This window comes from Rhodoferax ferrireducens (assembly GCF_003347515.1).
GTDB lineage: Bacteria > Pseudomonadota > Gammaproteobacteria > Burkholderiales > Burkholderiaceae_C > Rhodoferax.
Genome location: NZ_QEII01000312.1, coordinates 15804 through 41631, shown reverse-complemented (window position 1 = coordinate 41631; position 25828 = coordinate 15804). Strand labels below are relative to the sequence as shown.

The following is a 25828-nucleotide window of genomic DNA, read 5'->3' as shown; positions in this document are numbered from 1 at the left end:
GTTCTGGCGGGTTGGAAAGGGGGCAGGTGTGGCGCAGTTGAACTCAGCTCAGCTCAGCTCAGCACGAGATCGAGGACGCCCTGACTGGCTTGGCGCTCGCGCAGCGTCTGGTACCAGCGTTCGATGTGGCGATGCGGCAGGCGGGCTTGCGGCAGGCCAAACCAGCGATGCAGCTCGCAGGCCACAGGAATGTCGGCCATCGAGAACTGGGCGCCGGCGACAAAGGCGTGCTGGCCCAGTTGCGCATCCAGTATCGCCAGCAGGTGCTCGGTTTCATCGTTGGATTGCCGGATCAGCTCGGGCTGGCGCAATTCAACTGGGGTGCGGATCAGCTGCAGGAAGGCATGGCGGCCGGCCGGGTTGAGCGCGGTCTGCTGCCAGTCCATCCAGCGCTCAGTGTTGAAGCGCTCTGCCAAGGGTTCGGGATACAGCCTGCCCGGCGCGTAGCGTGCGCACAGGTAGCGCACGATGGTGTTGGACTCCCACAAGGTCAAGGCGCCGTCCTGCAGGACCGGCACCATCGCATTCGGGTTCAGCTGCAGGTACTGCGGCGTGTTGACCACGCCAAACGAAGCCCCCGCGTCGGTGCGCTCGAAGGCGACGCCCACTTCCTGCGCGGCCCAGACCACTTTGCGAACGTTGATGGAGCTCAGGCGCCCCCAAATATGCAGCATGGCGTTCAGGCCGCCAGGGCTTCAGCGGCCGCATGGCCGGGCAGGGTGGCGGCGTAGGTTTTGATGCCCGTCGCCAGGGCCGCCACGCCGCGGTGGATTTCCTCCACGCTGGAGGTGACAAACGACAGGCGCAGGGTGCGCGGGTCGCCGTGGTCGGCGTAGAAGGGCGCACCGGGCACGAAGGCCACGCCTTGTTCCACCGCAAACGGCAACAGGTCCACCGCGCTCATGCCCTTGGGCAGGCGCGCCCACAGGAACATGCCGCCGGCGGGCGCGTTCCAGGTCAGCGTCGCGTCGGCCTCGCCGACTGGCATCTCGCGGGCCAGGGCATCGAGCATGGCGTCGCGCTGCGATTTGTAGAGGGCGCGGATGGTCGGTACATGGCGGTCCAGAAAGCCGTCCTTCATGACCTCGGCAATCAGGCGCTGGTTGAAGCCGGGGGTGTGCAGGTCGGCCGCCTGCTTGGCTTGCAGCAGCTTGGGGTATACCGACTTGGGCGCCACCACGAAACCCAGGCGCAGGCCGGGCGCCAGCACCTTGGAGAATGAACCCAGGTAAATGCAGCCGTCCGGGTTGCGCGCGGTCAGGGGCGCGGGCGGGGCGCTGTCAAACCACAGGTCGCCATAGGGGTTGTCTTCGATCAGGGGCAGACCCAGGCGCGCGGCCTCGGCGCTCAGGGCGGCGCGGCGCGCCTCGCTCATGGTGCGCCCGGTCGGGTTCTGGAAGTTGGGCAAAACGTACAAAAAACGCGCGCCGGCTGCCTTGTCGCGCAGGTCGGCCAGGTCAATGCCTTCCGCGTCATTGCCCACGCTGACGACCTCGGGCTCCATGGGCGTGAAGGCCATGACGGCGCCCAGGTAAGTGGGCGACTCGACCAGGATCTTGCTGTCCGCATCGATCAGCACCTTGGCCACCAGGTCCAGCCCTTGCTGCGAGCCGGTGGTGATCAGCACCTGGGCCGGGTCAACGTCCCACGGCAACATGGCGGCCACCTGTTCGCGCAGCGGGCCGAAGCCTTCGCTGGCGGCGTACTGCAAAGCGCCGCTGGGGTCATCGCGCAAAATCTTGGCGCAGGCGGCCTCGAATTCGGCCACCGGGAAGGTCTTGGGCGAGGGCAGGCCGCCAGCGAAGCTGATGATGCCGGGCTTCTCGGTGACCTTGAGGATCTCGCGGATCACCGAGGGGTTCATTTTTGCGGCGCGCCGCGCTTGGGTCCATTCCATTTCAATCTCCTCATTGTTTCAAAGTGCAGTGCCACCCCGGTGGTCACAAAAAAAAGCATTGGCTCATCGCGTCAGTACATGCTCGCTGCCGTCGTCCAGCCGCGTATGCAGCTCACCCTCCAGGCCCAACAGGATAGGCCCTTTGCTGCACCAGTGGTCGGAAACATAGCCGGCGCTGTTGCTCATTTTCATCGCTGCTCCTGCTGGTGGGCTGTGATGGGTGCGAGGGGGCCGGCCGGTCCGCGCGCGGCCTGCTGCACCGGCATTTTGCGGCCGATAAACACCACGGCAATGACGGCCAGGCCGAAGCCGACGGTCACCGCGTCCAGCGATTCGCCCAGCACGGGCACGGCGAACAGCATCGACAGAAAGGGCTGGATCAGTTGCATCTGGCTCACGCGCACCGTGCCGCCCAGCGCCAGCCCGCGGTACCAGGCAAAAAAGCCCAGCCACATGGAAAACACGGCGACATAGGCCAGGGCCATCCATGCTTCAGTTTTAATAGCTATCTGAGGCCATTCCATCAGGGCTAGCGGCAGATTTAACGGTAGAGATACGAGCAGCGCCCAGCAGATCACGTAGTCCGGCCGCATGCGCTGCGACAGTTGCGCGCCGATGCCGTAACCGACCGCGGCACAGGCCATGGCCAGCAGCAGCAGGGCGTCGGCCGGGGCCAGGCGCAGGCCCGCGCTGCCGGAGCGCAGCAGCGCAAATACCACAACCAGGGCCGTGCCCAGAGCGGCACAAATCCAGAAGCCGTTCGACGGACGCTGCCGGTGCAGCCAGGCACCCACCGCCGCCGTGGCCAGGGGCAGCACGCCCACGATCACGCTGGCGTGCACCGCCTCGACATGGCGCATGGCGATCGAGGTAAACAGCGGAAAGCCGAACACCACGCCCAGCGCCACCAGCCCCAAGGGAAGCCAGTCGGCCCGGCGCGGCCAAGGGGCGCGCGTGGCCAGCAGAAAGGCGGCTGAGAGCAGGGCGGCCACCACGGCGCGGGCGGTGGCCACGAAGATGCCCGACATTTGCTGCGCCTCGGGCGTGCCCACGGCCAGTCGGGTCATGGGTAGCGTCAGCGCAAAAATGGCCACGCCGAGCGCGCCCAGCCAAAGGCCTTGGCGGATGTTGTGTGCGTGTGTCTTCATGCCGGGTTTCCTGTCAGTGCGTCAAAACGTGCTCATCCAGGCGGCGGTGGCCGCCAGCACGGCCGCCATGCCGCGGTTGAACCAGCGCAAGCGAAGACCCGAGTTGTGGGGGCCGCTCAGCCAGTCGCGCAGCAGGGAGCCGATGAGGGCATAGGTCAGGTTGCTGACCAGGCCAAAGACCAGCATCACGGGCAGGACGACGGCAAACCGGCTGACGGCATCCTCGCGTCCGGCCAGCCAGCCGGCGACCACGGTGAGCGCCAGCATCCAGGCCTTGATGTTGACGAACTGCAGCATCACGCCCTGCCAGAAAGTGACCTTGAGCTGGGCCGTATCGGCCTGCGCCATCGTGCCGGAATGTGCCAGCTTGAGCGCCAGCCACAGCAGATAGACCACCCCGATCAATTTGATGCTGAAGCGCAAGGACGGCAGCGCCACCACGATGGCGCCGACGCCACCGGCACAGACGCTGAACAGCAACCCCCAGCCGATCGGCACGGCGAACACAAAGCGCAGCGAGCGCTTCAGACCCAGATTCGCCCCCAGCGCCGTGGACAACGTGTTGTTGGGCCCGGGCGTGAAGCTGGCGACGCTGGTCAGCACCAGCAAGGCGGTGAATTCAGCGGGCGTCATGGAAGCGTGTGGGTGAGCGCATGCCGTGAACTTTATCGAAGAAGCCAACACACTGGCAGTACACTTTAGGGAACAATTTACTAAACTGTATTGATCACCTTGTCAGCACAGCTCGGCATGAAGGAAGACCCCATGTTGCTGAAAACCGCCTCCCAATCCTTAACCGAGCAGCTCTCTGCTCGTTTTGCCCAACGCATCCGCGACCGCCTGTTGGCGCCGGGCACCCGTCTGCCCTCGGTGCGCCAATGCGCGCTGCAGCAGGGCGTGAGCCCCAGCACGGTGGTGGCGGCCTACGATCAGTTGCTGGCGCAGGGCCTGGTGGAGGCCCGCAGAAACAGTGGTTTTTTTATAAGAAATAGGGCTCTAGCCCCCGAATCTGTTGCGCAGGCAGCTATAAATTCAGTAGTGACTCAGGATGCGCGTCAGAGCGCGAAAAGCAGTTTCGAGGCGCAGCATGTGCCGGTCAACGCCACGGCCCTGATTCGCGGCATGTTCCATGGCTCAAGCGACAAGCCGCAGCCCGGCATGGGCGTGTTTCCGCCGGACTGGCTGGCGACCACCTTCATGGCCGCTGCCGTGCGCCGCGTCACCAGCACGCGCGCGCTGCAGGCGTTTTCCCTGCAATACGGCGAGCCCGCCGGCGACGGCGGTTTGCGCCAGTCGCTGTCGCAAAAACTCATTGGTTTGAACGTGCCCGCCAGCCCGCAGCAGATCATCACTACCGTCGGGGCCACCCATGCGCTGGACATCGTGAGCCGCACCCTGTTGCGCGCCGGTGACTACGTGATGGTGGAGGAGCCCGGTTGGGCCATCGAGTTTGCGCGGCTGGATGCCCTGGGCATGCGCATTCTGCCGGTGCCGCGCCGCGCCGACGGACCCGATCTGGAGGTGATGGCGCGCTATTGCGAGCTGCACAGCCCGAAGCTGTTTGTGAGTGTCAGCGTGTTCCACAACCCGACCGGCTTCTGCCTCACGCCGGGCAGCGCGCACCGGGTGTTGCAGCTGGCCAATCAGCACAATTTTCATATTGTTGAAGACGACACCTACAGCCACATCGCGCCGGACCATGCCACCCGCTTGTGTGCCCTCGACGGTTTGCAGCGCACGATCTACGTCAGCGGCTTCGCCAAAATCCTGGCGCCGGGTTGGCGGGTCGGCTTCATGGCGGCGCCACCGGACTTGTACGAGCGCTTGCTGGACACCAAATTACTGGCGACCCTGACCACGCCGGCCCTGCTGGAAAAGGCGCTGGCCTGGTGCATCGACCAGGGTCAGCTGCGCCGCCATGCCGAGCGCATCCGCACCCGGCTCGATCTGGCGCGCGCCCGCAGCGTGAAGCTGGCGCTGGCGGCCGGTTGCACGTTTGCCGCGCCGCCGGCCGGCCTGTTTGGCTGGGTGGACACGGGTGTGGACACGGATGCGCTGGCGCAGCGCATGCTGGATGAGGGTTATTTGTTGGCGCCGGGCGCCCTGTTTCACGCCAGCCGTCAGCCCGGCACGCTGATGCGCATCAACTTCTGCACCACGCAGGAGGCCCAGTTCTGGCAGGTCTTCTCACGCATACGCGCCGGCATGTGATTCCATTAACGGAATGAGTGGAATTACACCAGCAGCAAACCCTTGGCCGGGTGCACGGCATGGGCCAGCGTGCGCAACAGGGCGCGATTGACCTCTTCGTGGTTCATCTGCTGCGCCTCGCACAGCACGCGCGTGGCCTGCGTCTGGGGTGACTCCAGCGCGGTGGCGAGGTCCAGGTAGGGCGCATAGGGCCCGGCGTGGCCCAGGATGGCGGAGGTGATGCGCTCCGCCAGCTGCATCCGTGCCAGGGATGTGTTGAGGGCTTCGCCCAGCAGCAAGTCAATTTGCGACAGCAGGCCGCACATGAACACCTCGCGCCGCAAATCATCGCCGTCCCCCGCGTCCAGCAGCTGGGCCATCAGGCGCGCCCGCATCACCATGGCCACGCGCACCGGCTGCAGGTTCAGGTCGCTGCTGGCGTGGGGCAGCTGTTCCAGCAGCCAGGCGCGCAAGGTGGTCAGGCCCAGGACCATCAAGCCGTGGCGTACCGATTCAATCTCGGTGCGCCGGCTTAAGGCCGCCGAGTTGGCGTAACGCATGAAGCGATAGACGAGGATCGGATCCTCGCTCAGGAGGTGCTCAATCTGCTCCACGGAATCGTCGGCATCAATGGCCTCGATCAAACGGACCAGCGCACGGTGGGCCGGCTGGATCCGTTGTTGCCGATAGCCGTGCAGCACATCCTCCAGGGGCCAGCCGGCCACGGCCCAGGCGCCCTGCTCGTCCAGGCAGTGCTCGGTCAGGACCCAGCTGGCAACGGCCTCGTAAATTTGATTCGGCAGCACCGGGCTGCTCACCCGGTTCGTCGGGCTGGCGTCGTTGCCATTGTGTTTGCGCAGGGACACCCGCAGCCCGGCCAGCGCCTCTTCGGGGCTCAGGGTCACCATGGTGCGCAAAAAGCAGGGGGCCAGCGCCGCGCTGGGGCGCTGGCCGGGGTCGCCGCGCCAGATCAGTGTCAGGCCGCGCTGGTGCGCCTGGTGAACGCGAGAGGCCAGGGCCGGGTCGCGCAGTTGTGACTCATGCACTTCAATCCAGGGGCTGCCCGCCGGGGCGTTCGCCAGCATGTCACCCAGCAGTCGGGCTGACTGAATCGAGAGCAAGAGGGTGGGGGCTTGCTCGGACCACAGCTCATTGAGCGCGCTCAGGAAATGCTGCGCCTCCACGGGCTTGCTGTCGTCAATGCCGACGAACAGTTGCACGGCGTGAAGCTGGCGCAACTGGTTCCACAACAACTGGTAACCCAAAGAGACGCTGCCAAGGGTGGTGGGGGTCATGGTGTCAGCCGATGTAGTTGAACAGGGACAGTTTCTGGACCTGCGCATAGGACTGCAGGGCCGCCTGGTAGCCGGTTTGCTGGTTCTGAAAGTCCGAGATGCCCTTGACCATGTCCAGGTCTTCGGCCCGCGCACGGTCGGTTTCGAGTTGAATCGAGCGTTTGTCCTGGCTGTCGGTGATGTTGTCGGCGCGGTTGAGTAGGTCGCCTGCCTGGCCACGCACGGTCGACACGCGACCCATGCCGATGTCGAGGTTGTTCAGCGCCTGGCTGACGGCTTGGGTAGCCGCACCGCCGTTGGCGGCACTGCCGATGTCACGGATGGCGTCGTCGAGTACGCTGAAAATGCTGGGGCTGGGATCGACGGTGATGGAGTCGCCCACCGCGGGTGTGCCGGTGATGGTGAGGGCCAGGCCGGGCATGGCCGTCACTGCAATGCTCGTGTTGGATGCGTAGCTCACCGTGACCGGCGCAATGACGCCAGAGACCGCTGGATTCTCGGTAATGCTGTAGGTAGCGGTGGTGGTGCCGGGTGTGGTGGTGGTGTCCACCGCCGTGAAAGCAATGGTGTACGACGGGTAGTCTGTCAGGCCACCTGAGCTTGCAAAGGCAAGCGCCGCCGTGCTTGCAGCAGTGGCTGCATTGGCAATAGTGACGTTGTCGGTCGCCAGTTGACGGCCCGCAGGAATGGTGCTCACGGTGGCGTTGAAGACCGCGTCGCGCGTTGCCTGGTGCATGAACGCGCTGTCGCCGTCCAATGCAAACGGTATCGCAACTTCGCTGCTGGCCGATTGACCGGGCAGGCCGTTAAACGTGTAGTCTGGCGCGCTCGACTGTGGCCCCACAAACGGGGCCAGGGCGCTGCCTAGGGCGCTGAACAGCGGCAACCCGTTGGTATCCTTGGTGTTGGCCAGCGCAAGAATCTGGTCGCGCAGGCCGGTGAGCTGTACTGCAATGGTTTTGCGATCGGCCGCAGTCTGGGTGGCGCTGCCGGCGCTCACCACCAGTTCGCGAAAGTTCTGCAGGGCATCGGTCACGTCGCCCAGCGTGCTCTCGGCCGTGGCAATCGAGTTGCGCTGCGATTCCAGCGCACGCTGATCGGTTGCAATCCGGCTCATGCGGGTGAGGGCGCGCTCGGCCTGCGCCGCGCTGGTGGGGTCGTCGCTGGCACGGCCCACCCGTTTGCCGGAGGTCAGGTTTTCCTGCAGGCTGGACAAGGCAGACTGCCGGGTCGACAGGTTGCGCAACGCGTTGTCGTAGGTGTTGGCGGAACCGAGTCGGGAAAGGGATGTCATGGTGCTTGCTCCTGTTCGGCGCCGTGTTAGCGGCCCATGCTCTGAATCAGGGTGTCAAAAATGCCCTGTGCAATCTGAATCATCTTGGCCGACGCTTGATAGGCCTGTTGGAACTGCAGCAGTTTGGCGGCCTCTTCGTCCAGGTTGACGCCCGATACCCCGGCCCGGTCGCTCTCCACATTGGACGCGATGGCGCTGGAGATTTCTGCCGCGGAAGTGGCGCTCTGTGCACGGATGCCGATTTGCGCGATCAGTCCGGCATAGCCGTCCGTCAGTGCCGCGCCATCGAACAGTTTCATGTCGCGCAGGTTCATCATGGCGCTGGCGTTACCGGCGTTGAGGTTGCGGTTGGCGGCGGGTTGTGCCTCCACCGTGAACGTGTCGCCTGCTTTCGGCGCACCTTGCAAGGTCAGTGTCCATTGACTCAGGGGCGTGGTGGCGGGCACCGTGCCTTCAATGGCCTGACCTGATGTGTAGGTGAAGGGACTCAAGGGGCCGGCATAGTCGCTGCGGGTGTACGTATTGCTGCCCGTGAAGGTGATCAGAACCGGGACGTTCGTTGGCGGGTTGGTGTGTGCTGCCAGCGAGGTCAGTTGCAGGCTGCCTGTGTTGGCGCCGCCCATGCGGCCCGCCACCGGGCTGGCTACCGCCAGGGCCCGCGCTGAAGAAAACTCGCTTTTGATATCGCTGGCCGAGGTGTTGAAGGGCTTGATCAGGAAGCGGTCGCCCGCAATGGGTGTGCCAGAGGGCATGGAGATGTTCAAACCATCCAGAGTGGCCAGAAAGGGCGCTGTGCTGGGCGTCTGGGGAAAGGTGACGACCACACCGTCCGAGCGCCGCGTGATCGTGCCCGCCGCAGGCGACGAAAAACTCACTTCGTAATCAGACGCCACGAACTTGCTTGCATCGCTGATAGACAGGGTCAGCGTGGCTGATCCTGTGTTGAGCATGGCGGTAAACACGTTGTTGCTGATGTTCGTGGGGGTGAATAAATTACCCCCCACATTGCCGTCCAGATCGACCCCCAGCTTGTGTTGGTCGTTCATGGCGGTGGTGATGGCCAGTGTCAGTCGGCCCAGCAGGTTGCGGCCTTCGGCCAGGTCGCTGTTCTGAAAGCGCAGCAGCCCCGACACTTCGCCGCCACCCAAGGTGTTTTCGTCCAGCGCGATGGACTGGCCGTTGCGGTTGAGGGCCAGTTTTTGATCCGGAACACCAAAGGCGTCCGCCACCAGTTCGACCGTCGCGGCCGTGGTTCCCAATACGAGAGCCTGGCTTCCACCCACAAAAATGCTCATCGTGCCGTCGTCCGCGGCAATGGAGGTGGTCTGTACGTATTGGTTGAGTTCATGCACCAGTTGATCACGCCGGTCCAGCAGGTCATTGGGTGGCTGGCCAGAGCCTTGGGCACGGGCAATGAGTTCGTTGACGTTGGCAATACTTTTTGCCAGGCTGTTGACAGTGCTGACGCTCTGCGTGAGTTCTTGCGTGACGCCCTGCTGCAAGTCGTCCAGTCGTTGCGACGAAGCCCGGATGCGGGCTGCAGTCTCATCCACCTGGGTGAGCACGACCGTGCGCGCGGTGAGGTCGGTCGGCGCACTGGCCACGTCCGAAAATGCATTGAGCATGTCACTGACGGCGGCACCCAGCCCGGTGCTGCCACCGCCAAAGATATCCTCGAGTTGCTTGAGCTTGTCGACGCGCGTGCTGTCGGCCGCCAGGGTGGCGCTGGCCAGCGTCGACTGGCGCGTGAGAAAGGCGCTGTAATTGCGCTGGATGGTCTGAACCTCAACGCCCTTGCCAATGTAGCCCCCGCCGGTGAACTGGCCCGGCACGGTTTGCAGCACGACCGTCTGGCGCGAGTAGCCCGGTGTGTTGACATTGGCAATGTTGTTGCCCGCCGTCTGCAGCGCCACCTGGTTGGCTTGCAGGGCGCGGGTGCCGACGCTGAGAAGTCCGCTCATATATTTTGCGCCACGACTTGGGCGCGTTGCAGGCGCTGCGTGGTGTCAATGGCGCGGCTCAATTTGGCGGCGTAGTCCGGGTCGGTGGCGTAACCGGCTTTTTTCAGGCTGGTCGCAAATGCATGCGCGGAGTCGGTTTGCTGGCTGGCCTGGGCGTAGCGGGGTGACTGGGTGATGAGTCGTGCGTAATCGCGAAACGAGTCTTCATAGGAGTCATAGGCGCGAAACTTGGCCACCGTCTTTTTGGCCACGCCGTCGACGTATTCCGTGGTGGTCACTTCCGCGACCTTGCCGGTCCAGCCGGCGCCGGCTTTGATGCCGAACAGATTGAAGGAGGGCGAGCCACCTTTCATCTTGATTTCATGGCGGCCCCAGCCGGTCTCGTGCCCGGCCTGTCCGACCATGTAACTGGCCGGGATGCCGCTGGTTTTTTCCACCTGAATGGCGGCCTCGGTATGGCGCTGCACAAAGTTGCTTTGGCTTGGTGTAGGGTTTGACTTGGGTGTCGCTCCCTGGGCGCCATAGGCGGCCAGGGCTGATGCTTTGCTAAGAGCACTGGTGGACATGGGGGATGGTTTCTGGGCTGCGTTGGCTGAGCCTGGCTCAGGCGCTCCCATCTGACGCGACAGCTGCGCTGCAATCAAATCCGACAGTCCCCCGGGTTGGCCGGACATCTGCACGGCGAACTGCTGGTCCAGCAGATCAGCGCCCAGGTCACTACCCGGGCTGTCCATCATCCCGGACTTCATGGTGGCTTCACGCATGCTTTTGATGAGCTCACGCATGAACAGCGACTCAAATTGCTTGGCCGCTTCCTTGATGGCCTCTGGCGTTTTTTGGCCGGCCTGCAGTTTCAGGTTGCTGAGCGACCGTGCATCGGCCGCCAGTGCGCCGGAGGTGGAAAGATCCCCGTAGCTCATCTTAGATGACCTCCAGCTCCGCGTTCAGCGCGCCCGCGGCCTTGATGGCCTGCAAAATCGCCAGCAGGTCTTGCGGCGTGGCACCCAGCGCATTCAAGGCGCGCACCACGTCCGACAGTTGGGTGGAGGCCGGCAGCTGAATCAACATGCCGGGCTCCTGCCGGATCTGGATATTGCTTTTTTCGGCCACCACAGTTTGTCCACCCGTCGACAAGGGGTTGGGCTGGCTGATGACTGGCGTGGTGGTGATGCTGACCGACAGGTTGCCGTGGGCAATGGCGCAGGCCCCCAGGGTGACCGCCCCGTTGAGCACGATGGAGCCGGTGCGGGAATTAATGACGACTTTGGCCGATGGAATGGAGGACTCCAGCGACAACTCTTCCATCTCGGCAATGAAGGACACGCGGGCATCCGAATCAAGGGGGGCGTTTACCTTGACGGTTCGCCCGTCGAGCGCCCGCGCCGAGCCTTCGCCAAAGCGCTTGTTGATGGCCTGCGCGACGCGCCGTGCCGTTTGAAAGTCCGAGGCCTCCAGCCCCAGGTTGATGCTGTTGCCTTCGAGCAAAGGGGTCGGAACCGTCCGCTCCACCTGCGCCCCGCTGGGAATCCGGCCGGAACTGAGGTGGTTGATTTGAACCTTGCTGCCCCCGGCGGCGGCGCCGGCGCCGGCCACAATCAGGTTGCCCTGGGCCAGCGCATAGACCTCGCCGTCGGCGCCTTTGAGCGGCGTGGAAATCAGCATGCCGCCCTTGAGGGATTTGGAATTGCCCATGCTGGAGACATTGACGTCGATGGTCTGGCCCGGCCGGGCAAAAGCCGGCAGTTGCGCCGTGACCAGAACCGCCGCCACATTCTTGAGCTGCAATTGGGCGACGGCGGCCGCCGGCAAGGTGATGCCGAGCTGTTTCAAATAGTTGGTGATGCCCTGGGAGGTGTAGGGCATCTGGGTGGTCTGGTCGCCCGTGCCATCGAGCCCTACTACCAAGCCAAAGCCGGTCAACTGGTTGCTGCGCACACCTTCCACCTCAGCCACTTCCTTGATGCGGCTGGCGTGGGCCGCACCGCCCAGAAGAAGGCTGGCGAACAGCCACAGCGCCGCCCATGGCCAGAATTGGCGAGTCTTGTGTGGTGTGTGACTGGTGTGCATGCTTGGTTACCCCTCGTCACTATTCTCGATAGCTTTAGAAGGGTAAAAAGCTGAAAAAGAACCGTGTTAACCAGCCAACTGTTTGCGCTTCGGCCTGCGCCCCCCGTCCTTTTGACTCGATCCGGGCATTGGCGACCTGCGTCGAATTGACAATATTGCCCGGCTGTACCAGGCGCGGGTCGATGGTGCCCGAAAACCGCAGCACATCCACATTCTGGTTCACGCCAATCTGCTTTTCGCCGGTGACGACCAGATGGCCATTCGGCAGCACGTCCACCACGGTGGCGGTGATCGAACCGGTAAAGGTGTTGGCGCTTTCCGTGCCGCCCTTGCCGGAAAAATCGCTGGCGGAGGCAGTGCCTACGCCGGCTTTCAGGTTGGCCAGATCGATGGCGGACAGCAGCGGAAAAGCCGAGACGCTGGCGGAGCCCGAGGTGGTGCGATTGGCGGTGGATTTGGAAACCTGGCTGGCGGTGACGGTTTCGACGATCAGAATCGTGATGATGTCGCCCACCGCGCGCGCGCGCGGGTCTTCAAACGCCGGCCGGTAACTGACTTTTTGGAAGAGGCTGCCGGGGTTGGAGCGGTCCGCGGCGGGCGCGTGGGCAATGGGTTGCGTCGCCTTGGGCTCGGCAAAATCGACCTTCACGGTTTGTGGCAGCGATTCGCAGCCGGCGCAGACCAGGGCAAGCGCCAGCGCCAGGGCGCAACGCTGCAGGATTTGGCCCAGCGGGGGCAGGCGGGTTGTTGTTGTGTTCATGGTGTGCTTCACAGCTGTCCGAGTTTCTGCAGCATCTGGTCCGAGGTCTGGATCGCCTTCGAGTTCATCTCGTAAGCCCGTTGGGTTTGAATCATCGTCACCAGCTCCTGCACCACATTGACGTTGGAGGTTTCCACGTAACCCGGCATCAAGGCGCCCAGTCCGTCCGCGCCCGGCGTGCCGCTGTTGGGTTGACCGGACGCCGTGCTCTCGGCATACAGATTCTGTCCCTTGGGGTCCAGGCCGGCCGGGTTGATGAAGCTGGCCAATGCAATGGTGCCAATCGCCTGTGGCGCCGTGTTGCCCGGAATCTGGGCGGTGACGGTGCCGTCGCCGCCAATGTTGATGCCGGTGGCGTTCGCCGGAACCGTCACGCCATTCGCAATCGGCAGCCCGGTGGCCGTGACCAGGCGGCCCTGCGAGTCCACCTGGAACGAGCCATCGCGGGTGTAGTTGGTGGTGCCGTCCGGCATGGTGACCTGAAAGAAGCCATTGCCCTGGATGGCGACATCGAGCTTGTTGCCGGACTGTTGCAGATTGCCCTGGGCAAACGAACGGCTGGTGGCGACGGTGCGCACGCCCAGGCCCACCTGCAGACCGGTGGGCAACTGGGATTGCTCCGAGCTGTTCGAGCCCACCTGGCGCAGGTTCTGGTACATCAGGTCTTCAAATACCGCGCTGGCACGTTTGAAGCCGTTGGTTGACACGTTGGCCAGGTTGTTGGAAATCACGTCCAGCTGCATTTGCTGGGCTTCCATGCCGGTCTTGGAGATCCACAGGGAGTTGATCATGATGCTCTGTCCTTGGCTGTTGTTGGGTAGGGGAGGCGGGGAGTGCGCTGCCGGCTTAGCCCTGTAGGCTCAGAAGTTTGTCGGCGGAGCGGTCGTTGGACTCGGCGGTTTGCAGCAGGCGCATCTGGGTCTCAAACTGACGGGCGGTCTGGATCATGCCGACCATGGTTTCAATCGCGTTCACATTCGACCCCTCCAGCACGCCGACAGATACGCGGGCGTTGGCGTCATTGGGCAAGGGGTCGCCGGAGGTTGCCCGGAACAGGCCATCGGTGCCCCGCTTCAGGGGATCGTCCGCAGTGGGCGTGATCAGCTTCAGGCGACCGACACCGGTGGGGGGCTGGTTGCCGACCTTGGCACTGAGGTTGCCGTCAAAACCAATGGCAACCTCCGCTCCGGCGGGCACCGAGATAGGCGAGCCGCCGTCGTTCAGGACGGTGAGGCCACCGCTGGTCTGCAACGTGCCCTCAGACGACACTTGAAACGAGCCGTTACGGGTATACGACTCAGTGCCATCGAATGCCTGAACCGCGAACCAGGAGTTGCCTGTCGTCATGGCGTCCAGGCTGCGCCCGGTACGCTGTGCCGAACCCGGCGTATCCAGATGGCCGGCCGTGGCCTCCAATGCCAGCACCCGCGTGCTGGCGCCGTCACCGCGCACGGGGACGGCGCGAAACGTGGACAACTCGGCTCGAAAGCCATTGGTGGACGCGTTCGCGAGATTGTTGGACAGGACCGCCTGCCGGTGAGCCGACGCATTCGCGCCCGACATCGCGGTATAGATGAGATGGTCCATGGCGGGTCCTGTTCAATGAGCGATCTAGTGATTAGGAAAGATCAGCGCAGGTTGACCAGCGTTGTCATTGCCTGATCCTGCGTCTTGATCGTTTGCGCGTTGGCCTGGTAAGCCCGTTGCGCCGTCATCATGTTGACCAGCTCGGCGGTCAAGTCGACGTTGGATTCTTCGAGTGCACCTGAGCGGAGTGAACCGAATTTCCCCAAACCCGGAGAGCCATCAACAGCATCTCCCGAGGCCGATGTGGCGGCCCAGGTACCACCGCCGGTGGGGACAAGTCCCTGAACGTTTCGGAAATCGGCCAGGGCAACCTGTCCCGCAGCCTGTTTTTGACCATTGGAGTAGCTGGCAGTGATCACGCCATTCTCCCCAATTTTCACGCCAACCAAGTCGCCGGAGGCGTAGCCGTCTTGCGCCAGGTTGGAAACTGCGAATGCTGACCCGTATTGGGTGACCTTGCTGATGTCCAGCGTTGCCGAAATGTTGGGCGTGACGGCGGACGGTGTCGCGATGTTGAGTGTCAAGGCCGCGGCGCCGGGCAAGGGACTGGTCAGCGTGCCATTGGCATCGAATTGCATCTGAAACAGGGCCGTACCGCCACTGGCTGAATCGAACACATCCCAGTTGTCCGTTGTGGTCGACGCGACCCGCTCGAAATAAAGGCTCACCGGAACGGTGGCGCCCTGTGAATCAAACGTTGTCAAAGATGTGCCATAGGTTGTGCGCGGCGTCGCTGGAATCGCCGCGACCGCCGCGACGATTGGTGGCCCTGCTGAAAAGGGCACGGCCGGGACGCCTGCCGCCAAATTGGCCCGTGCATCCAGATTGAACTCCGCCGTGATGCTTGTCGTCGCGCTGGCCGCGATGGGCGCCGCCGTTGGAAGCTGCAAAGGCGTGGGCTTGGCCCCGACGATGGGGTTGCCTGTCGCGTCTATCTTGTACCCCAGCACCTTGGCGCCCGCATTGGTGATGATATTGCCGGATTTGTCCAGTTTGAATTGCCCATCCCGCGTATAGGACGAAGAGCCATCGGGCAGGGTCAATTGAAAAAAGCCGCCGCCATTGATGGCGACGTCAAGATCGTTGCCGGTGATGTTGATGCTGCCTTGCGAGAACTGCTGTGAAACAGTGGCAACCGACACACCAATGCCGCCCCCTCCACCGCCCGCGGTCCCGAGCGAAGACGCCACAATATCCGCGTATTCAACACGCGAAGATTTCATGCCGATGGTGTTGGCGTTGGCGATGTTGTTGCCGATCACGTCGAGATTGCGGCTGGAGGCATTCAAGCCGGAGAGACCTGTTTGAAATGACATGGTGTTTTCCTTCTGTATATTGCGCGATTGTCTAGAGAATAGCCTTGATGCTGTCGTAGGCAACGGCCGTGCGCCCTTGCAGTTGCACCGTCATGGCGCCGTTTTCGCTGCCCACCGACACGACTTTGTCGCGGGCCAGCGAGGTGCTGTCGACCGCCTGGCCGGCTAGCGTGGCGGTGACCCGAAAGCTCGGTGAGCCCGTGAATGTGTAGGCGGATGAATCCCAGTCAAATGATTGCCGGCCGGCATCCAGCGCGCCCAGATTAAAGGTATCCAGGACTTGGCCGCCGGGGGACAGGATTTCGATCTTGACGGCGTCGGCCTTGCCGGTCAGATCGATCGCGCCACTGGTCACACCACCGCTGTTGGTCAAGACGTTGCTTTCGACGAGCACGTTGTGGCCGACCATGGACGAACCTTGCAGCACCTGCAGCGATGTGAACTGTGTCGCCATGCTCTTGAGGGTTTCATTGACTTGCTGAATGCCAGTGACGGTATTGATCTGCGCCATCTGGCTGGTCATTTGCGCGTTATCCATCGGGTTCATCGGATCCTGGTTGTTGAGCTGCGCGACCAGCAATTTCAGAAAACGATCTTGCGACGCGTTGGCGTCGCTGGCGGCCGTTGTGGCGGCGGCCGCGCTCGTGTTCGCTGTGGCGGTTGAGGCGGATGTAGCGGAAAGCATGGGTAAGTCCTTGTGTGTTTACTGACCCATTTGCAGGGTTTTGAGCAGCAATGTCTTGGCGGTGTTCATGACTTCGACGTTGTTCTGGTACGAACGCGACGCTGAAATCATGTTGACCATTTCTTCCACCGGATTCACGTTCGAATGCGTGACGTACCCTTCAGCGTCGGCCGATGGGTGGCTTGGGTTGTGCACTTTGCGCAAGGGCTCGTTGCTCTCTTTGATCGCGGAAACCCGCACGCCGGAGGAGGCATCCGAGCCCATGGGCGTGGTCTCGAACACCACTTGCCGGCCTTTGTAGCCTTGTCCGTCCGGACCGGCCACGGCGTCGGCATTGGCCAGATTGCTGGCCACCACGTTGAGGCGCTGCGACTGGGCGCTGATGGCACTGCCGGACACATTGAATATGGAAAACATGGACATAAGGAATCTCCGCAGGCTTGGGAATCAGGCCTACTGGCCCTGGATGGCGCTCAGAATAGTCTTGGACTGGCTGTTAATAAAACGCAAGGTTGCCTCGTAGCGCACGGAGTTGTCAACAAAGTTGGCGCGCTCGCGGTCCAGGTCCACGCTGTTGCCGTCAAGGCTGGGTTGGCTTTGAGCCGTGTAGGCCAGGCTGGACGCACCGCCCAAAGATCCGACCGTGCTACCCGACAGCGGTATATGTTTGGCATTGGTAGCGCCGTTGCCCTGGAGTCCAATGCTGCTGGCGCTCAAGCCACCGCCGGTCGCATTGTTCATGGCGTCTTTGAAATTCAGGTCGCGGGCCACGTAGCCCGGTGTGTCGGCGTTGGCGATGTTGCTTGCAATCACGCGCTGGCGTTCGGCGCGCAGCACCAGGGCCTTCGAATGGAAGTCCAAACCACTGGTCAAGTTTGCGATCATGAAACACCTCAACTTTCGTTTATCCGGCCCTGCGATGGTGGCAACAGGCTTCGATATGCGGCAATTATGGGAATTACTTTAATTTTCGATGTCTTGAATAGCGGGGGAAACGACCTGTACTTGCGTGTTTCAAGGCGCCAGTGCCTGCCTATAGTCACTACGACAAGACTGTAAGGGCGCCATGTTCAACAAGTATTCCAACTCGACTCAACCGGTGCACGCGACATGGGGTTTGGTGCTGGCCCTCTTTTTCACGTCGGGCGCCTGCACATCGGCGAACGCACAGGTCAATGAGGGCAAGCCGGAATTCATCGAGGCCACGCAACGCTGGCTGGATAACGCTGTTTCCAGTGTTCGCCCTGCGGGGGGCAACCCGCTTCGCATGGAGGTGACCGTAGGCGAGCTTGACAGTCGCCTGCGGCTGGCGCCCTGTGCACGGGTCGAGCCCTATATCCCGGTGGGGACGCGCCTTTGGGGGAAAACCCGTCTGGGTTTGCGCTGTCTGGAGGGCAGTACCCGGTGGAATGTTTTCTTGCCTGTAACCATCCGGGCTTTTGGTGCTGCATGGCTGATCAAGGGTAATGTGGCGTCTGGCACAGTCCTGACGGAGGCCGATGCGATGGAGTCGGAAGTCGATTGGGCAGAGGAGAGCAGTCCCATCGTGGCCCTGCCTTCGCAATGGGTGGGGCAGGTGGCGTCCAGGGCTCTGACCACGGGGCAGGCCTTGCGCCAAGCTATGATCAAGCCGGCTCAGGTCTTCCAGGCTGGGGCTCAGGTTCGCGTTGTCGCACAGGGGGCCGGTTTTCAGATCACGTCCGATGGGCAAGCATTGTCAGCAGGTGTCGTAGGTCAGCCGGCACGGGTCAGGATGGACAATGGCCGTGTGATGTCGGGCGTAGTGCTGGATAACCGTACAGTGAAACTGGAAATATAGGGTAGGCGTCCCCTATGTGCGATTTACTCCTATTCAAAAAAAGGCTAAAGCCAGCCATAATCCGGCCGATAGTAATCTCACGAGGCTACATTTGCAGTGGTTTTGGAGAGCACGATGAAAATAGGTCAACCTTCAGACAATCCGATTTCGGTCAATACGACTGCTCCGGCCGTGCCTTCAAAAGGCGGCCAGAGCGCGATTTCGACCGCCAATGTGGCTGCTGCCAAGAGTACCCAATCGGCGGGTGTTGCGGTGACTGTGTCGACATTGGCGCGATCGCTGGGGGCGGCCAAATCTGGCGATACGGCAGACGTCGACATGGAAAAGGTCAAATCCGTTCGAGCGGCTATCCAGCAGGGTACCTATGTGGTGGATGCCGAAGCGATTGCCGACAAGCTGTTGGCCAATGCTCAGGAACTGGTCGATCGCAACCGCAGTTGAGCCCGAATTACCTATCTTTGATAGCCTGAATGATGTTTCCTGCTCACATAGAAGAAGCACTGACCAGCGTTGAACTTTTGTTCACCGACGTTTCGGCTGCGCTTGTGAGTGGCGAACCGCTTGCCTTGTCCGCCGCCAGTGATGGTCTGCGGCAGGCAGCAATTGATTTTTCTAGGTTAATCCAGGGACTAACGTCAACGGACCAAGAAAACAAAAAACTGCAATCGCGCTTGAAAAAGCTGTCTGTTGGTCTGGCCGCTCAGAGAGAGAGCCTGATCCGGCGTACCGTGTTGGTTGAAATGGCCTTGAACGCCATTGTTCCCGCCACCCGTGATGCAACTTATGCGAAAGCTGCCGGACCCTATGGGACTGCGGGCAAGCAGACCGGTGCATTCAAATATCTGGCGGCTTGAGCCAGATTATTCTGTTGACCTTTCGCAGGTCACCCTTGGGAAGTTAAGTTAAATGCGTTACCGCCTCCAATGAAGGCGGCAATGATCAATGTGCCCGCATCTTGGCCCGCAGCCGGGCAATGGATTGGCTGTGCAGCTGGCAAATGCGCGACTCAGTCACATCAAGTACAGCCGCAATCTCTTTGAGGTTCATGTCCTTTTCGTAGTACATGCTCATGATGAATTGCTCGCGTTCTGGCAGGTTCTTGATGGCCGCGACCAAAGCCTGCCGCAGGCGCTGGTCGCGCAACATATTCATCGGATCTGCATCGCCGTCTCCGACGTGGCGGTCCAGGTAGCTGTCGTCTTCTTCATTACCACGGGCCATGTCTTCGAGGTAAACGAGCTGGGTCCCCCTGACTTTCCCCAGCAGGGTTTGGTAGTCGGCCAGGCTCAGGCCCAGGTCGGCCGCAATTTCACTTTCCAACGGCGTACGTCCTAGTTTGTGCTCCAGCCGGCGCAAGGCTTGTTCGATTTCTTTCTGGCTCTTTCGGGAGCCACGAGACATCCAGTCGTTGCCGCGCAGTTCGTCCAGCATGGCGCCGCGAATGCGCTGCGTGGCAAACGTTTCAAACTGAACTCCCTGCGCCGCCTCGTAGCGGGTCAGCGCTTCGGACAGGCCGATTAAGCCAACCTGTATCAAATCATCCACTTGCACGTTGGCAGGCAACTTAACCATCATGTGGTGTGCCAGGCGGCGAACCAGCGGCTGGTACTGCTTGATCAAGTCGTTGCGGTTCAGTTGACCATTGGCGGTGTACATCAATGACTCCCCACAAAATGGTTACGGTGAAGCGGCATGGCATTTTCCAGAAGTCGCAAGGCAAGTCTATTCATATCTTCAGACGGGAACTCCTGTGACGGCATTGCCCGTACGGCCAGTGCATCAAGTCGGTAGTCCAAAAAAGTCATTGCACATTCCTGCAGTTTCTTTATGGGGGAGTGGCCTGCCATGAGGGTTTTCGAACTGCCCCCAATCGTTATAGTAGCAACAGTAGGCCGAAGTCTGGCATTCAGCAGCATTTTCTTGAGCGCTTGATAGGCTGTCACAGATGACATTTTGACCGGTGATACGGTGAGCAATGGCTCAATGCCACTGCCTGGCAACAAAAGGGTCAAGACCTCGGCGTGCGCATAAATGACAACCACGCCAAAGTTTTGAAACAGACCACCCAGTGGATCCATTGGAAGGCCGTGGCCTGACGTCTGGGTGCCGAGTCGTTGGAGCCCTAGCGCCGCTGGAATCACCGACCATGGCAAGGGGCCATTGCTTTCATCACTCTGCCAGCAGGCATCGTCCAATAGTTGCATTAGCCCCGGGTTGTCGCTGGACTCGACCGTGGTTGCGTCCAGCACGGCAACAGGGTATCCAAAACCGACCAAAGTGGAGCATAAATTCCACAGCAAGGGCAGTTCACCCCGCTGATCTCCGTGGCTGGCCATGGCAATGACGCGAGGCGCGGCTTGCAGCGCAATGCTTTGCAGCCCTGCGCCCTGGTTGACGCACATGTCAAGCATCGAGTCTTCCTGAATGCGATGGGCTGGACTGGGTAAAGAAGAAGCCCAAGTCCGCAGCGGTGGGATCGAAAGCGGATCTGGCTGGCGAGCGCATGGACATACGAATCAATTTGGTGGCATCCGCCGATTCCCAGTCCTCGGGCACTTTCTGGCCCATGGTGACACCCCGCAAAACCAGCTGATGGCGAATCGCTGCATCCAGCGCTGGCCCCAGTTTGGCCGCTTCGTCGATTTTTGAGAGAACCGCCTGTTGCACCCCCGTTGACTTGAATGAGGAGACCACATCGTCCAGTGTGTCGCCGTGACCGCCGGCGTTCAGCACCAGCAAGCGGTTCACCCCCGGCAAATCAAGGACGTCCAGCATGCCGCGCTTGCGGGGGTCATTCGGCGCAAGCCCGGTGGTGTCAATCAGGATCATTTTTTTGTTGCCAAGAAGGTTCAGCAGGTCTTGCAGGGCCGCCCGGTCATGCGCAAGGTGGGCGACAACACCCAGCATACGGCCGTAAGAGCGCAATTGCTCATGTGCGCCAACGCGGTAAGTATCCAGGGTGATGAGCCCGACACTGCCGGGGCCATGTTTTCGCGCACACAGGCCGGCCAGTTTGGCGGCCGTCGTGGTCTTGCCGACGCCAGTTGCGCCCACCAGCGCGTAGGTGCCGCCTTCTTCATGCAGAGGGCGTGAGGCCGCGTCAGTTTTCAGGTTGCGTTCCAGAACATCCATGACCCAGCGCACCGATTCGGCGGCGCCAATTTCTTCGGGCATCCGCTCAAGAATAGTCCGTGCCAGCGTGGGTGAATAACCTGCCCGAATCAATTTCAGCATCAGATTTGACTGGATAGGGTTCTGGCGCGCTTGGCCCAACCAGGTCAGTGTGTTGAAGCGGTCTTCAATCAAGGCCTTCATGGCGTGCAACTCGTCCACAATGCCTTGAGACATGGCCGGTGCATGCGTTGGGGTCACTATGGCGGGTGACTTTCTCACGGTCACTGCTTGGGTCTGGGGCCGTGTTTCGAATTGAAGGGGCGCTATCCGTGCATGCTCTGTTACAGGGCGGGGCAGGGCCACTTCTTCGGTCGCTGCTGCCTCGTTTTGACCTGTCAGGGCTTCATGGCGGCGGCGCAGCATTCTCTCGCGCACATAGTCCTGAAAAGACAAGGTGCTCATGGACAGTTGTGCCACGTCGTCCTCAACCTGGTTTGTTGATTCGGGGGCACTGGGTGCAGGCTGCCGGCGCGGCAGCGTTTGCGCTTTGGCGCGATTCGTAAATGAGTCCGCGTGGTCCAGGGCCGCCAGAGTCTCTTCGGCGGTCGCGACCACCTCGACGCCCGTTGCGGTAGGCCGGTTGGACAATATCAGGGTGCCGTCGCCAAAAGCGAGTCGTGCCTTGGCCAGCGCCTCGCGGGCTGTCGGTGCAGTAAAGCGTTGAATATTCATGATGCGCCTCTGAGAATCGGACCTATACGGATGGTGTGGGATTCAGGAATTTCGCTGTGAGCGAGCACCTGAAGCCGTGGCGCGACGCGACGAACCAGTCGGGCAATAGCGCTGCGAATTTGATCTGGCACGAGCAGGCAGGCGGGAATGCCAATTTCTTCCTGCTTGAGTGCCACTTCCGCGGCGGTGCGGGTAAAGATGTCGGCCACACCGGGGTCGAGTGCCGGCCCGGCCGCGTTGCCAAGCGCCTGTACCAGCAGGCGCTCAAGGGCCGGGTCAATGGCGATGACGTTGAGCTCGCGCACGGAACCATAGATTTGCTGCACGATGGCGGGGGACAGGGCGATCCGAACCCGGCGCGCCAACTCCGCCGGGTCGGCTATCGAGCCAGCGTGCTCGGCCAGGGATTCGATGATGGTGCGGATATCGCGGATGTGCACAGACTCATCCAGCAGCAACTGCAGGACTTTCTGGAATACAGCGATGGGTACCATTTTGGGGACTACTTCTTCAATCAGTTTGGGAGCCAGTTTGCTCACGTGTTCAACAAGTTGCTGGGTCTCGGTTCGGCTCAGTAATTTTGAAGCCTGGACCTGCATCAAGTGTGACAAATGAGTGGCCATGACAGTCTCGGAATCAACCACGGTAAACCCGGCCATTTGTGCGGCTTCCTTCTGGCGTTCGTCGATCCAGTGTGCTGGCAAACCAAATGCCGGGTCCGTGGTGGCGGTTCCGATCAAGGGTGTGGTAATGCCGCCGGGATTGATCGCCAGGTACATACCGGGAAAGGCCTCACCTTCACCTGCAATCACGCCACGCAAGGTGATGCGATAGCCGCTGGGTTTGAGCTCCAGGTTGTCCCGCACATGCACGGCTGGCGGCAGAAAACCAACCTCCTGGGCGAATTTGCGGCGTACACCCTTGATGCGTGTCAGCAAGTCACCCTGGCGGTTCTTGTCAACCAGGGCGATCAACCGATACCCCAACTCAAGGCCCAGTTGGTCGACCGGTTGCAAGTCATCCCAGCTGGCTTCACCATCTGACGTGATGGCGGGTGCCATCGTTTCAGGGTCGGGTGGCAGCGGTTTGTGCGCAAGAACCCAGGCGCCATAGCCGAGCACCCCGGCGATACCCAGAAAAACGACGTGCGGCATGCCGGGAATGATGCCCAGAATGCCCATGATGCCCGCGGTAATGCCCAGGACGCGGGGCGAAATGAACATCTGGTCAATGATCTGGCGGCCCAGGTCCTGATCCTTGCCGACGCGTGACACCACCATGGCCGCCGCCACCGAGATCAGCAAGCCCGGAATCTGCGCCACCAGCGCATCACCCACGGCCAGCAGGATGTAGGTGTCGGCCGCTTGTCCGGCGGTCAAGCCGTGCTGCAATACCCCCACCATAAAGCCGCCAAAAATATTGATTAGCAGAATCAGAATGCCGGCTACGGCGTCGCCACGAACAAATTTAGAGGCGCCATCCATGGAGCCAAAGAAGTCGGCTTCTTCAGAGACCTCGGCGCGGCGGCGTTTGGCTTCTTTCTCGTCAATCAGGCCGGCATTCAAATCCGCGTCTACCGCCATCTGTTTGCCGGGCATCGCGTCCAGTGCGAAGCGGGCCGACACTTCGGCGATGCGTTCTGCACCCTTGGTCACCACCACGAAATTGATGACCACCAGAATGGAGAAAACAATCAGGCCAACAGCAAAGTTACCCCCAATCAGGAAGTGCCCAAAGGCTTCAATCACGGCACCGGCGGCACCCGGGCCTGTGTGACCTTCAAGCAAGACGACGCGGGTGGACGCCACATTGAGCGACAGCCGCATCAGCGTGGTGAGCAGCAGCACGGCGGGAAACGCCGCAAAGTCGAGCGGGCGAATCATGTAGGCTGCCACCATCATCACCATCAACGCGACCGAGATATTGATCGTGAAGAAGGTGTCCAGCATCCACGGTGGCATGGGCAACACCATCATGGCCAGAATGGCCACGACCAGCAGCGGCGCGGCCGCGCCCTGAATCAGCGCCGAATTGGCGCCAAACCAGTTTTGAAAAACTTTGAGTTGTGAATTCATGGTGCGGGTGTGCTGGCAATGACCTTGGACAGGGGGTCCAGTTCAGGCGGAACAAAAGGCTGCGGTGGCTCGCCCGGCATCGGGCCGTCGCCGCGCATGGCGGCTTTCAGCCGATAGATATAGGCCAGCACTTGAGCTACAGCGGTATACAGACTCGCCGGAATGTCCTGGTCGAGATCGGCATTGGCATACAGGGCGCGCGCCAGCATCGGAGACTGCAGCACCGGAATTGAATTGTTTTTGGCAATGTCCCGGATCTTCATGGCCAGTAAATCGGCGCCCTTTGAGATCACTTGTGGCGCCCTCATGGTTTTCTCGTCGTATTTGATGGCGACGGCAAAGTGGGTGGGGTTCATCAGCACGAAGTCCGCCTTGGGCACGGCACTGATGCTGTTGCCTTGTGCAATCTCGCGCTGTCTTTGACGCAGCTTGCCCTTCATCTGGGGGTTTCCGTCTGACTCTTTGCCTTCCTGCTTCACCTCCTGATGCGACATCTTCATCTTGGATTTGTGCAAGAAGCCCTGCAGCGGCACGTCCACCATGGCCACCAGCAAGATCACCAGCAACAGCAAGCCCATGCCTGCCGTCAGCCACTCGGTCAAATGTGCTATGGCTGCGGTGGAAGGTTGCAACACCAGCATGGCCATGCTGTGAAGACTGGATCTTAAGTACGTGAAGCCCAGTGCAATAAGCACTGCGGTGATGAACGTCATCTTCAGCACTTCAGTGAACTTGTCTTTGGTGAACATCCGGCCGAAGCCCGTTAGCGGGTTCAGGCGGCTGAAGTCTGGCATGACCGGCTTCAAGCTGGTCACCCAGCCCCCTACGGCCACGGTGCTCAGCATCACCACCGCCGTCGTGATGGCCGCAAAAATAACACACCCCAGCAGGCCCGTGGCGACCATCTCCTGTAGGCGAGTCAGCATGGCGTCTGGATGCGCAACTGTGCTTGCGTCAAAGGCGAGCTGTTGACTCAGAGCCCGCTTTAGCCGGTCGAACATGAGCGGCGCCAGAGTCATCAAGCTCAGGGCGCCGGCGCCCAAGACCGCCAAATGCGACAGGTCCCGTGAGCGGGTCACCTGCCCGTCATCACGCGCTTTTTGAAGCTTCCGTTCGGAGGCTGGTAAGTTGCGGTCCTGACTGCTTGATTCCATGGTGGGGAGACTGTTAAGTTCTCCCCATTGTCATGACGCGATGCGCTAACTAAAGGCTGATAAGAAGGCGGTTAACCCGCCACTTCAAAATCCCAGACTGGCTAGCAAATCGTCAACTTCAGATTGACCGGTCACGACATCAGCGTTGCCTGCAGCGTTGACGACCGGTCCTGCCAATGCCGGCTGGTAAACCGTCGCCGGAGCCGGTGCGGCTACGGGCGTTTTTACGGCCGCATCTGCCGGGGCCGTCTGAATCAGTAACTGGACCAGCTGCACTTCAATGCTGGCCGCCAGATTGACCACCTTGGCAATCACCTGACCTGTCAGGTCGTGAAAGTCCTGGGCCATCATGATTTCCGTCAGATGCTGGTCGATCTGCTGGGTGGATTTTTCAACATCGGTCAGAAAATTCATGACGTGACCTTTGGCCACTGCCGCGACCGGGTCCTTGACGATCAAGGCGCCAATGCGCCGGGTTTCCGCTGCGATGTGATCGTGTTGTGCCTTGGCCTGGTCGACACGGTTCAGCACTTTTTCGGCAGCTTCGCCGGTAAGCCGTGCAATATAGGAGAGGCGGCTCCGGGCATCGGGTATTTCCCCTGCCAGGTCCTTGACCTTGTCGGTCAGGCCCAGTCCGCTGAGAGCATCGTGCAATTGCCGCGTCAGTACCCCGATGGACTGATGCACGTCCGGCGAGACAGCCGGGTGGGTTGGGTTATTGCTTTGCATAGCGT

General features: G+C 61.4%; 27 protein-coding genes. 4 read left to right on the top strand and 23 right to left on the bottom strand.

Features of this window, described 5'->3' with window-relative positions:
• Nucleotides 1-53: 53 nt before the first annotated feature.
• The 5 genes from C5P05_RS25100 to C5P05_RS25085 all read right to left on the bottom strand — a co-directional run bounded on the left by C5P05_RS25100 (nt 54) and on the right by C5P05_RS25085 (nt 3678).
• Nucleotides 54-674: a glutathione S-transferase family protein gene (locus C5P05_RS25100; RefSeq protein ID WP_114972594.1), complete on the bottom strand. Its 621-nt coding sequence runs from the start codon at nt 672-674 to the stop codon at nt 54-56.
• A 5-nt stretch (nt 675-679) separates the two neighbouring features.
• Nucleotides 680-1897 (bottom strand): PLP-dependent aminotransferase family protein, encoded by a 1218-nt coding sequence (locus C5P05_RS25095; protein WP_114972593.1) that lies wholly within the window; start codon nt 1895-1897, stop codon nt 680-682.
• Nucleotides 1898-1960: 63 nt separating this feature from the next.
• Nucleotides 1961-2089, bottom strand: a complete 129-nt coding sequence (locus C5P05_RS35045) for a hypothetical protein (protein WP_269813969.1) — start codon at nt 2087-2089, stop codon at nt 1961-1963.
• Nucleotides 2086-3045 carry a DMT family transporter gene (locus C5P05_RS25090; protein WP_114972592.1) on the bottom strand — a complete coding sequence of 320 codons (960 nt, stop codon included), beginning with the start codon at nt 3043-3045 and terminating at the stop codon, nt 2086-2088. Before C5P05_RS25090 ends, C5P05_RS35045 begins: the two co-directional genes overlap by 4 nt.
• 21 nt (nt 3046-3066) lie before the next feature.
• Nucleotides 3067-3678 carry a LysE family translocator gene (locus tag C5P05_RS25085; protein ID WP_114972591.1) on the bottom strand — a complete coding sequence of 204 codons (612 nt, stop codon included), beginning with the start codon at nt 3676-3678 and terminating at the stop codon, nt 3067-3069.
• A 132-nt stretch (nt 3679-3810) separates the two neighbouring features.
• Here C5P05_RS25085 and C5P05_RS25080 point away from each other — a divergent pair, with 132 nt between their 5' ends.
• Nucleotides 3811-5256, top strand: coding sequence for a PLP-dependent aminotransferase family protein (locus C5P05_RS25080; protein ID WP_114972701.1), 1446 nt, complete (start codon nt 3811-3813; stop codon nt 5254-5256).
• A gap of 23 nt (nt 5257-5279) precedes the next feature.
• Here the strand turns inward: C5P05_RS25080 and C5P05_RS25075 are convergent, their stop codons facing one another.
• From C5P05_RS25075 to flgB, 12 genes are read right to left on the bottom strand one after another with little or no spacing between them, the layout of a single operon-like run.
• The gene (locus C5P05_RS25075) at nt 5280-6530 is read right to left on the bottom strand and encodes an HDOD domain-containing protein (RefSeq protein WP_114972590.1); all 1251 of its coding nucleotides are present in this window, start codon (nt 6528-6530) and stop codon (nt 5280-5282) included.
• A gap of 4 nt (nt 6531-6534) precedes the next feature.
• Nucleotides 6535-7824 (bottom strand): flagellar hook-associated protein FlgL, encoded by a 1290-nt coding sequence (gene flgL, locus C5P05_RS25070; RefSeq protein WP_114972589.1) that lies wholly within the window; start codon nt 7822-7824, stop codon nt 6535-6537.
• 26 nt (nt 7825-7850) lie between these two features.
• Nucleotides 7851-9785, bottom strand: a complete 1935-nt coding sequence (gene flgK, locus C5P05_RS25065; protein ID WP_114972588.1) for a flagellar hook-associated protein FlgK — start codon at nt 9783-9785, stop codon at nt 7851-7853.
• Nucleotides 9782-10705: a flagellar assembly peptidoglycan hydrolase FlgJ gene (flgJ, locus tag C5P05_RS25060; protein ID WP_114972587.1), complete on the bottom strand. Its 924-nt coding sequence runs from the start codon at nt 10703-10705 to the stop codon at nt 9782-9784. Before flgJ ends, flgK begins: the two co-directional genes overlap by 4 nt.
• Before the next feature lies 1 nt (nt 10706).
• On the bottom strand, nt 10707-11852 hold the full coding sequence (locus C5P05_RS25055) for a flagellar basal body P-ring protein FlgI (protein WP_114972586.1): 1146 nt from the start codon (nt 11850-11852) through the stop codon (nt 10707-10709).
• Between the two features lie 34 nt (nt 11853-11886).
• Complete coding sequence (locus C5P05_RS25050) at nt 11887-12612, bottom strand: flagellar basal body L-ring protein FlgH (protein ID WP_114972700.1); 726 nt, start codon at nt 12610-12612, stop codon at nt 11887-11889.
• 8 nt (nt 12613-12620) lie between these two features.
• Nucleotides 12621-13403 carry a flagellar basal-body rod protein FlgG gene (gene flgG, locus C5P05_RS25045; protein WP_114972585.1) on the bottom strand — a complete coding sequence of 261 codons (783 nt, stop codon included), beginning with the start codon at nt 13401-13403 and terminating at the stop codon, nt 12621-12623.
• Nucleotides 13404-13458: 55 nt separating this feature from the next.
• On the bottom strand, nt 13459-14199 hold the full coding sequence (locus tag C5P05_RS25040) for a flagellar basal body rod protein FlgF (protein WP_114972584.1): 741 nt from the start codon (nt 14197-14199) through the stop codon (nt 13459-13461).
• Between the two features lie 41 nt (nt 14200-14240).
• Nucleotides 14241-15515, bottom strand: a complete 1275-nt coding sequence (gene flgE / locus C5P05_RS25035; RefSeq protein WP_114972583.1) for a flagellar hook protein FlgE — start codon at nt 15513-15515, stop codon at nt 14241-14243.
• Nucleotides 15516-15546: 31 nt separating this feature from the next.
• Nucleotides 15547-16200 (bottom strand): flagellar hook assembly protein FlgD, encoded by a 654-nt coding sequence (locus tag C5P05_RS25030; RefSeq protein WP_114972582.1) that lies wholly within the window; start codon nt 16198-16200, stop codon nt 15547-15549.
• An 18-nt stretch (nt 16201-16218) separates the two neighbouring features.
• Nucleotides 16219-16623 carry a flagellar basal body rod protein FlgC gene (flgC, locus tag C5P05_RS25025; RefSeq protein ID WP_114972581.1) on the bottom strand — a complete coding sequence of 135 codons (405 nt, stop codon included), beginning with the start codon at nt 16621-16623 and terminating at the stop codon, nt 16219-16221.
• Between the two features lie 30 nt (nt 16624-16653).
• On the bottom strand, nt 16654-17085 hold the full coding sequence (flgB, locus tag C5P05_RS25020) for a flagellar basal body rod protein FlgB (protein ID WP_114972580.1): 432 nt from the start codon (nt 17083-17085) through the stop codon (nt 16654-16656).
• Nucleotides 17086-17266: 181 nt separating this feature from the next.
• Here flgB and flgA point away from each other — a divergent pair, with 181 nt between their 5' ends.
• The 3 genes from flgA to C5P05_RS25005 all read left to right on the top strand — a co-directional run bounded on the left by flgA (nt 17267) and on the right by C5P05_RS25005 (nt 18873).
• The gene (gene flgA, locus C5P05_RS25015; RefSeq protein ID WP_114972579.1) at nt 17267-18019 is read left to right on the top strand and encodes a flagellar basal body P-ring formation chaperone FlgA; all 753 of its coding nucleotides are present in this window, start codon (nt 17267-17269) and stop codon (nt 18017-18019) included.
• Nucleotides 18020-18133: 114 nt separating this feature from the next.
• A complete protein-coding gene (gene flgM, locus C5P05_RS25010; protein ID WP_114972578.1) occupies nt 18134-18460 on the top strand; it encodes a flagellar biosynthesis anti-sigma factor FlgM in 327 nt (108 codons plus the stop codon).
• 29 nt (nt 18461-18489) lie between these two features.
• On the top strand, nt 18490-18873 hold the full coding sequence (locus C5P05_RS25005) for a hypothetical protein (RefSeq protein WP_114972577.1): 384 nt from the start codon (nt 18490-18492) through the stop codon (nt 18871-18873).
• 85 nt (nt 18874-18958) lie between these two features.
• Here C5P05_RS25005 and C5P05_RS25000 read toward each other — a convergent pair whose 3' ends face one another.
• The 6 genes from C5P05_RS25000 to C5P05_RS24975 all read right to left on the bottom strand — a co-directional run bounded on the left by C5P05_RS25000 (nt 18959) and on the right by C5P05_RS24975 (nt 25823).
• The gene (locus C5P05_RS25000; RefSeq protein ID WP_114972576.1) at nt 18959-19675 is read right to left on the bottom strand and encodes an RNA polymerase sigma factor FliA; all 717 of its coding nucleotides are present in this window, start codon (nt 19673-19675) and stop codon (nt 18959-18961) included.
• Nucleotides 19675-20430: a hypothetical protein gene (locus C5P05_RS24995; RefSeq protein WP_114972575.1), complete on the bottom strand. Its 756-nt coding sequence runs from the start codon at nt 20428-20430 to the stop codon at nt 19675-19677. The genes C5P05_RS25000 and C5P05_RS24995 overlap by 1 nt, the downstream gene beginning before the upstream one ends.
• Nucleotides 20423-21865, bottom strand: a complete 1443-nt coding sequence (gene flhF, locus C5P05_RS24990; RefSeq protein WP_114972574.1) for a flagellar biosynthesis protein FlhF — start codon at nt 21863-21865, stop codon at nt 20423-20425. The genes C5P05_RS24995 and flhF overlap by 8 nt, the downstream gene beginning before the upstream one ends.
• A complete protein-coding gene (gene flhA, locus C5P05_RS24985; protein ID WP_114972573.1) occupies nt 21862-23940 on the bottom strand; it encodes a flagellar biosynthesis protein FlhA in 2079 nt (692 codons plus the stop codon). Before flhA ends, flhF begins: the two co-directional genes overlap by 4 nt.
• Nucleotides 23937-25094, bottom strand: coding sequence for an EscU/YscU/HrcU family type III secretion system export apparatus switch protein (locus C5P05_RS24980; RefSeq protein WP_114972572.1), 1158 nt, complete (start codon nt 25092-25094; stop codon nt 23937-23939). The genes flhA and C5P05_RS24980 overlap by 4 nt, the downstream gene beginning before the upstream one ends.
• 84 nt (nt 25095-25178) lie before the next feature.
• Nucleotides 25179-25823, bottom strand: coding sequence for a protein phosphatase CheZ (locus C5P05_RS24975; protein WP_114972571.1), 645 nt, complete (start codon nt 25821-25823; stop codon nt 25179-25181).
• Between the last annotated feature and the right edge of the window lie 5 nt (nt 25824-25828).

Coding starts and splice junctions, on each gene's coding strand:
- C5P05_RS25100 (WP_114972594.1), bottom strand. CDS start 674: ATGCTGCATATTTGGGGGCGCCTGAGCTCCATCAACGTTCGCAAAGTG.
- C5P05_RS25095 (WP_114972593.1), bottom strand. CDS start 1,897: ATGGAATGGACCCAAGCGCGGCGCGCCGCAAAAATGAACCCCTCGGTG.
- C5P05_RS35045 (WP_269813969.1), bottom strand. CDS start 2,089: ATGAAAATGAGCAACAGCGCCGGCTATGTTTCCGACCACTGGTGCAGC.
- C5P05_RS25090 (WP_114972592.1), bottom strand. CDS start 3,045: ATGAAGACACACGCACACAACATCCGCCAAGGCCTTTGGCTGGGCGCG.
- C5P05_RS25085 (WP_114972591.1), bottom strand. CDS start 3,678: ATGACGCCCGCTGAATTCACCGCCTTGCTGGTGCTGACCAGCGTCGCC.
- C5P05_RS25080 (WP_114972701.1), top strand. CDS start 3,811: ATGTTGCTGAAAACCGCCTCCCAATCCTTAACCGAGCAGCTCTCTGCT.
- C5P05_RS25075 (WP_114972590.1), bottom strand. CDS start 6,530: ATGACCCCCACCACCCTTGGCAGCGTCTCTTTGGGTTACCAGTTGTTG.
- flgL (WP_114972589.1), bottom strand. CDS start 7,824: ATGACATCCCTTTCCCGACTCGGTTCCGCCAACACCTACGACAACGCG.
- flgK (WP_114972588.1), bottom strand. CDS start 9,785: ATGAGCGGACTTCTCAGCGTCGGCACCCGCGCCCTGCAAGCCAACCAG.
- flgJ (WP_114972587.1), bottom strand. CDS start 10,705: ATGAGCTACGGGGATCTTTCCACCTCCGGCGCACTGGCGGCCGATGCA.
- C5P05_RS25055 (WP_114972586.1), bottom strand. CDS start 11,852: ATGCACACCAGTCACACACCACACAAGACTCGCCAATTCTGGCCATGG.
- C5P05_RS25050 (WP_114972700.1), bottom strand. CDS start 12,612: ATGAACACAACAACAACCCGCCTGCCCCCGCTGGGCCAAATCCTGCAG.
- flgG (WP_114972585.1), bottom strand. CDS start 13,403: ATGATCAACTCCCTGTGGATCTCCAAGACCGGCATGGAAGCCCAGCAA.
- C5P05_RS25040 (WP_114972584.1), bottom strand. CDS start 14,199: ATGGACCATCTCATCTATACCGCGATGTCGGGCGCGAATGCGTCGGCT.
- flgE (WP_114972583.1), bottom strand. CDS start 15,515: ATGTCATTTCAAACAGGTCTCTCCGGCTTGAATGCCTCCAGCCGCAAT.
- C5P05_RS25030 (WP_114972582.1), bottom strand. CDS start 16,200: ATGCTTTCCGCTACATCCGCCTCAACCGCCACAGCGAACACGAGCGCG.
- flgC (WP_114972581.1), bottom strand. CDS start 16,623: ATGTCCATGTTTTCCATATTCAATGTGTCCGGCAGTGCCATCAGCGCC.
- flgB (WP_114972580.1), bottom strand. CDS start 17,085: ATGATCGCAAACTTGACCAGTGGTTTGGACTTCCATTCGAAGGCCCTG.
- flgA (WP_114972579.1), top strand. CDS start 17,267: ATGTTCAACAAGTATTCCAACTCGACTCAACCGGTGCACGCGACATGG.
- flgM (WP_114972578.1), top strand. CDS start 18,134: ATGAAAATAGGTCAACCTTCAGACAATCCGATTTCGGTCAATACGACT.
- C5P05_RS25005 (WP_114972577.1), top strand. CDS start 18,490: ATGATGTTTCCTGCTCACATAGAAGAAGCACTGACCAGCGTTGAACTT.
- C5P05_RS25000 (WP_114972576.1), bottom strand. CDS start 19,675: ATGTACACCGCCAATGGTCAACTGAACCGCAACGACTTGATCAAGCAG.
- C5P05_RS24995 (WP_114972575.1), bottom strand. CDS start 20,430: ATGCTTGACATGTGCGTCAACCAGGGCGCAGGGCTGCAAAGCATTGCG.
- flhF (WP_114972574.1), bottom strand. CDS start 21,865: ATGAATATTCAACGCTTTACTGCACCGACAGCCCGCGAGGCGCTGGCC.
- flhA (WP_114972573.1), bottom strand. CDS start 23,940: ATGAATTCACAACTCAAAGTTTTTCAAAACTGGTTTGGCGCCAATTCG.
- C5P05_RS24980 (WP_114972572.1), bottom strand. CDS start 25,094: ATGGAATCAAGCAGTCAGGACCGCAACTTACCAGCCTCCGAACGGAAG.
- C5P05_RS24975 (WP_114972571.1), bottom strand. CDS start 25,823: ATGCAAAGCAATAACCCAACCCACCCGGCTGTCTCGCCGGACGTGCAT.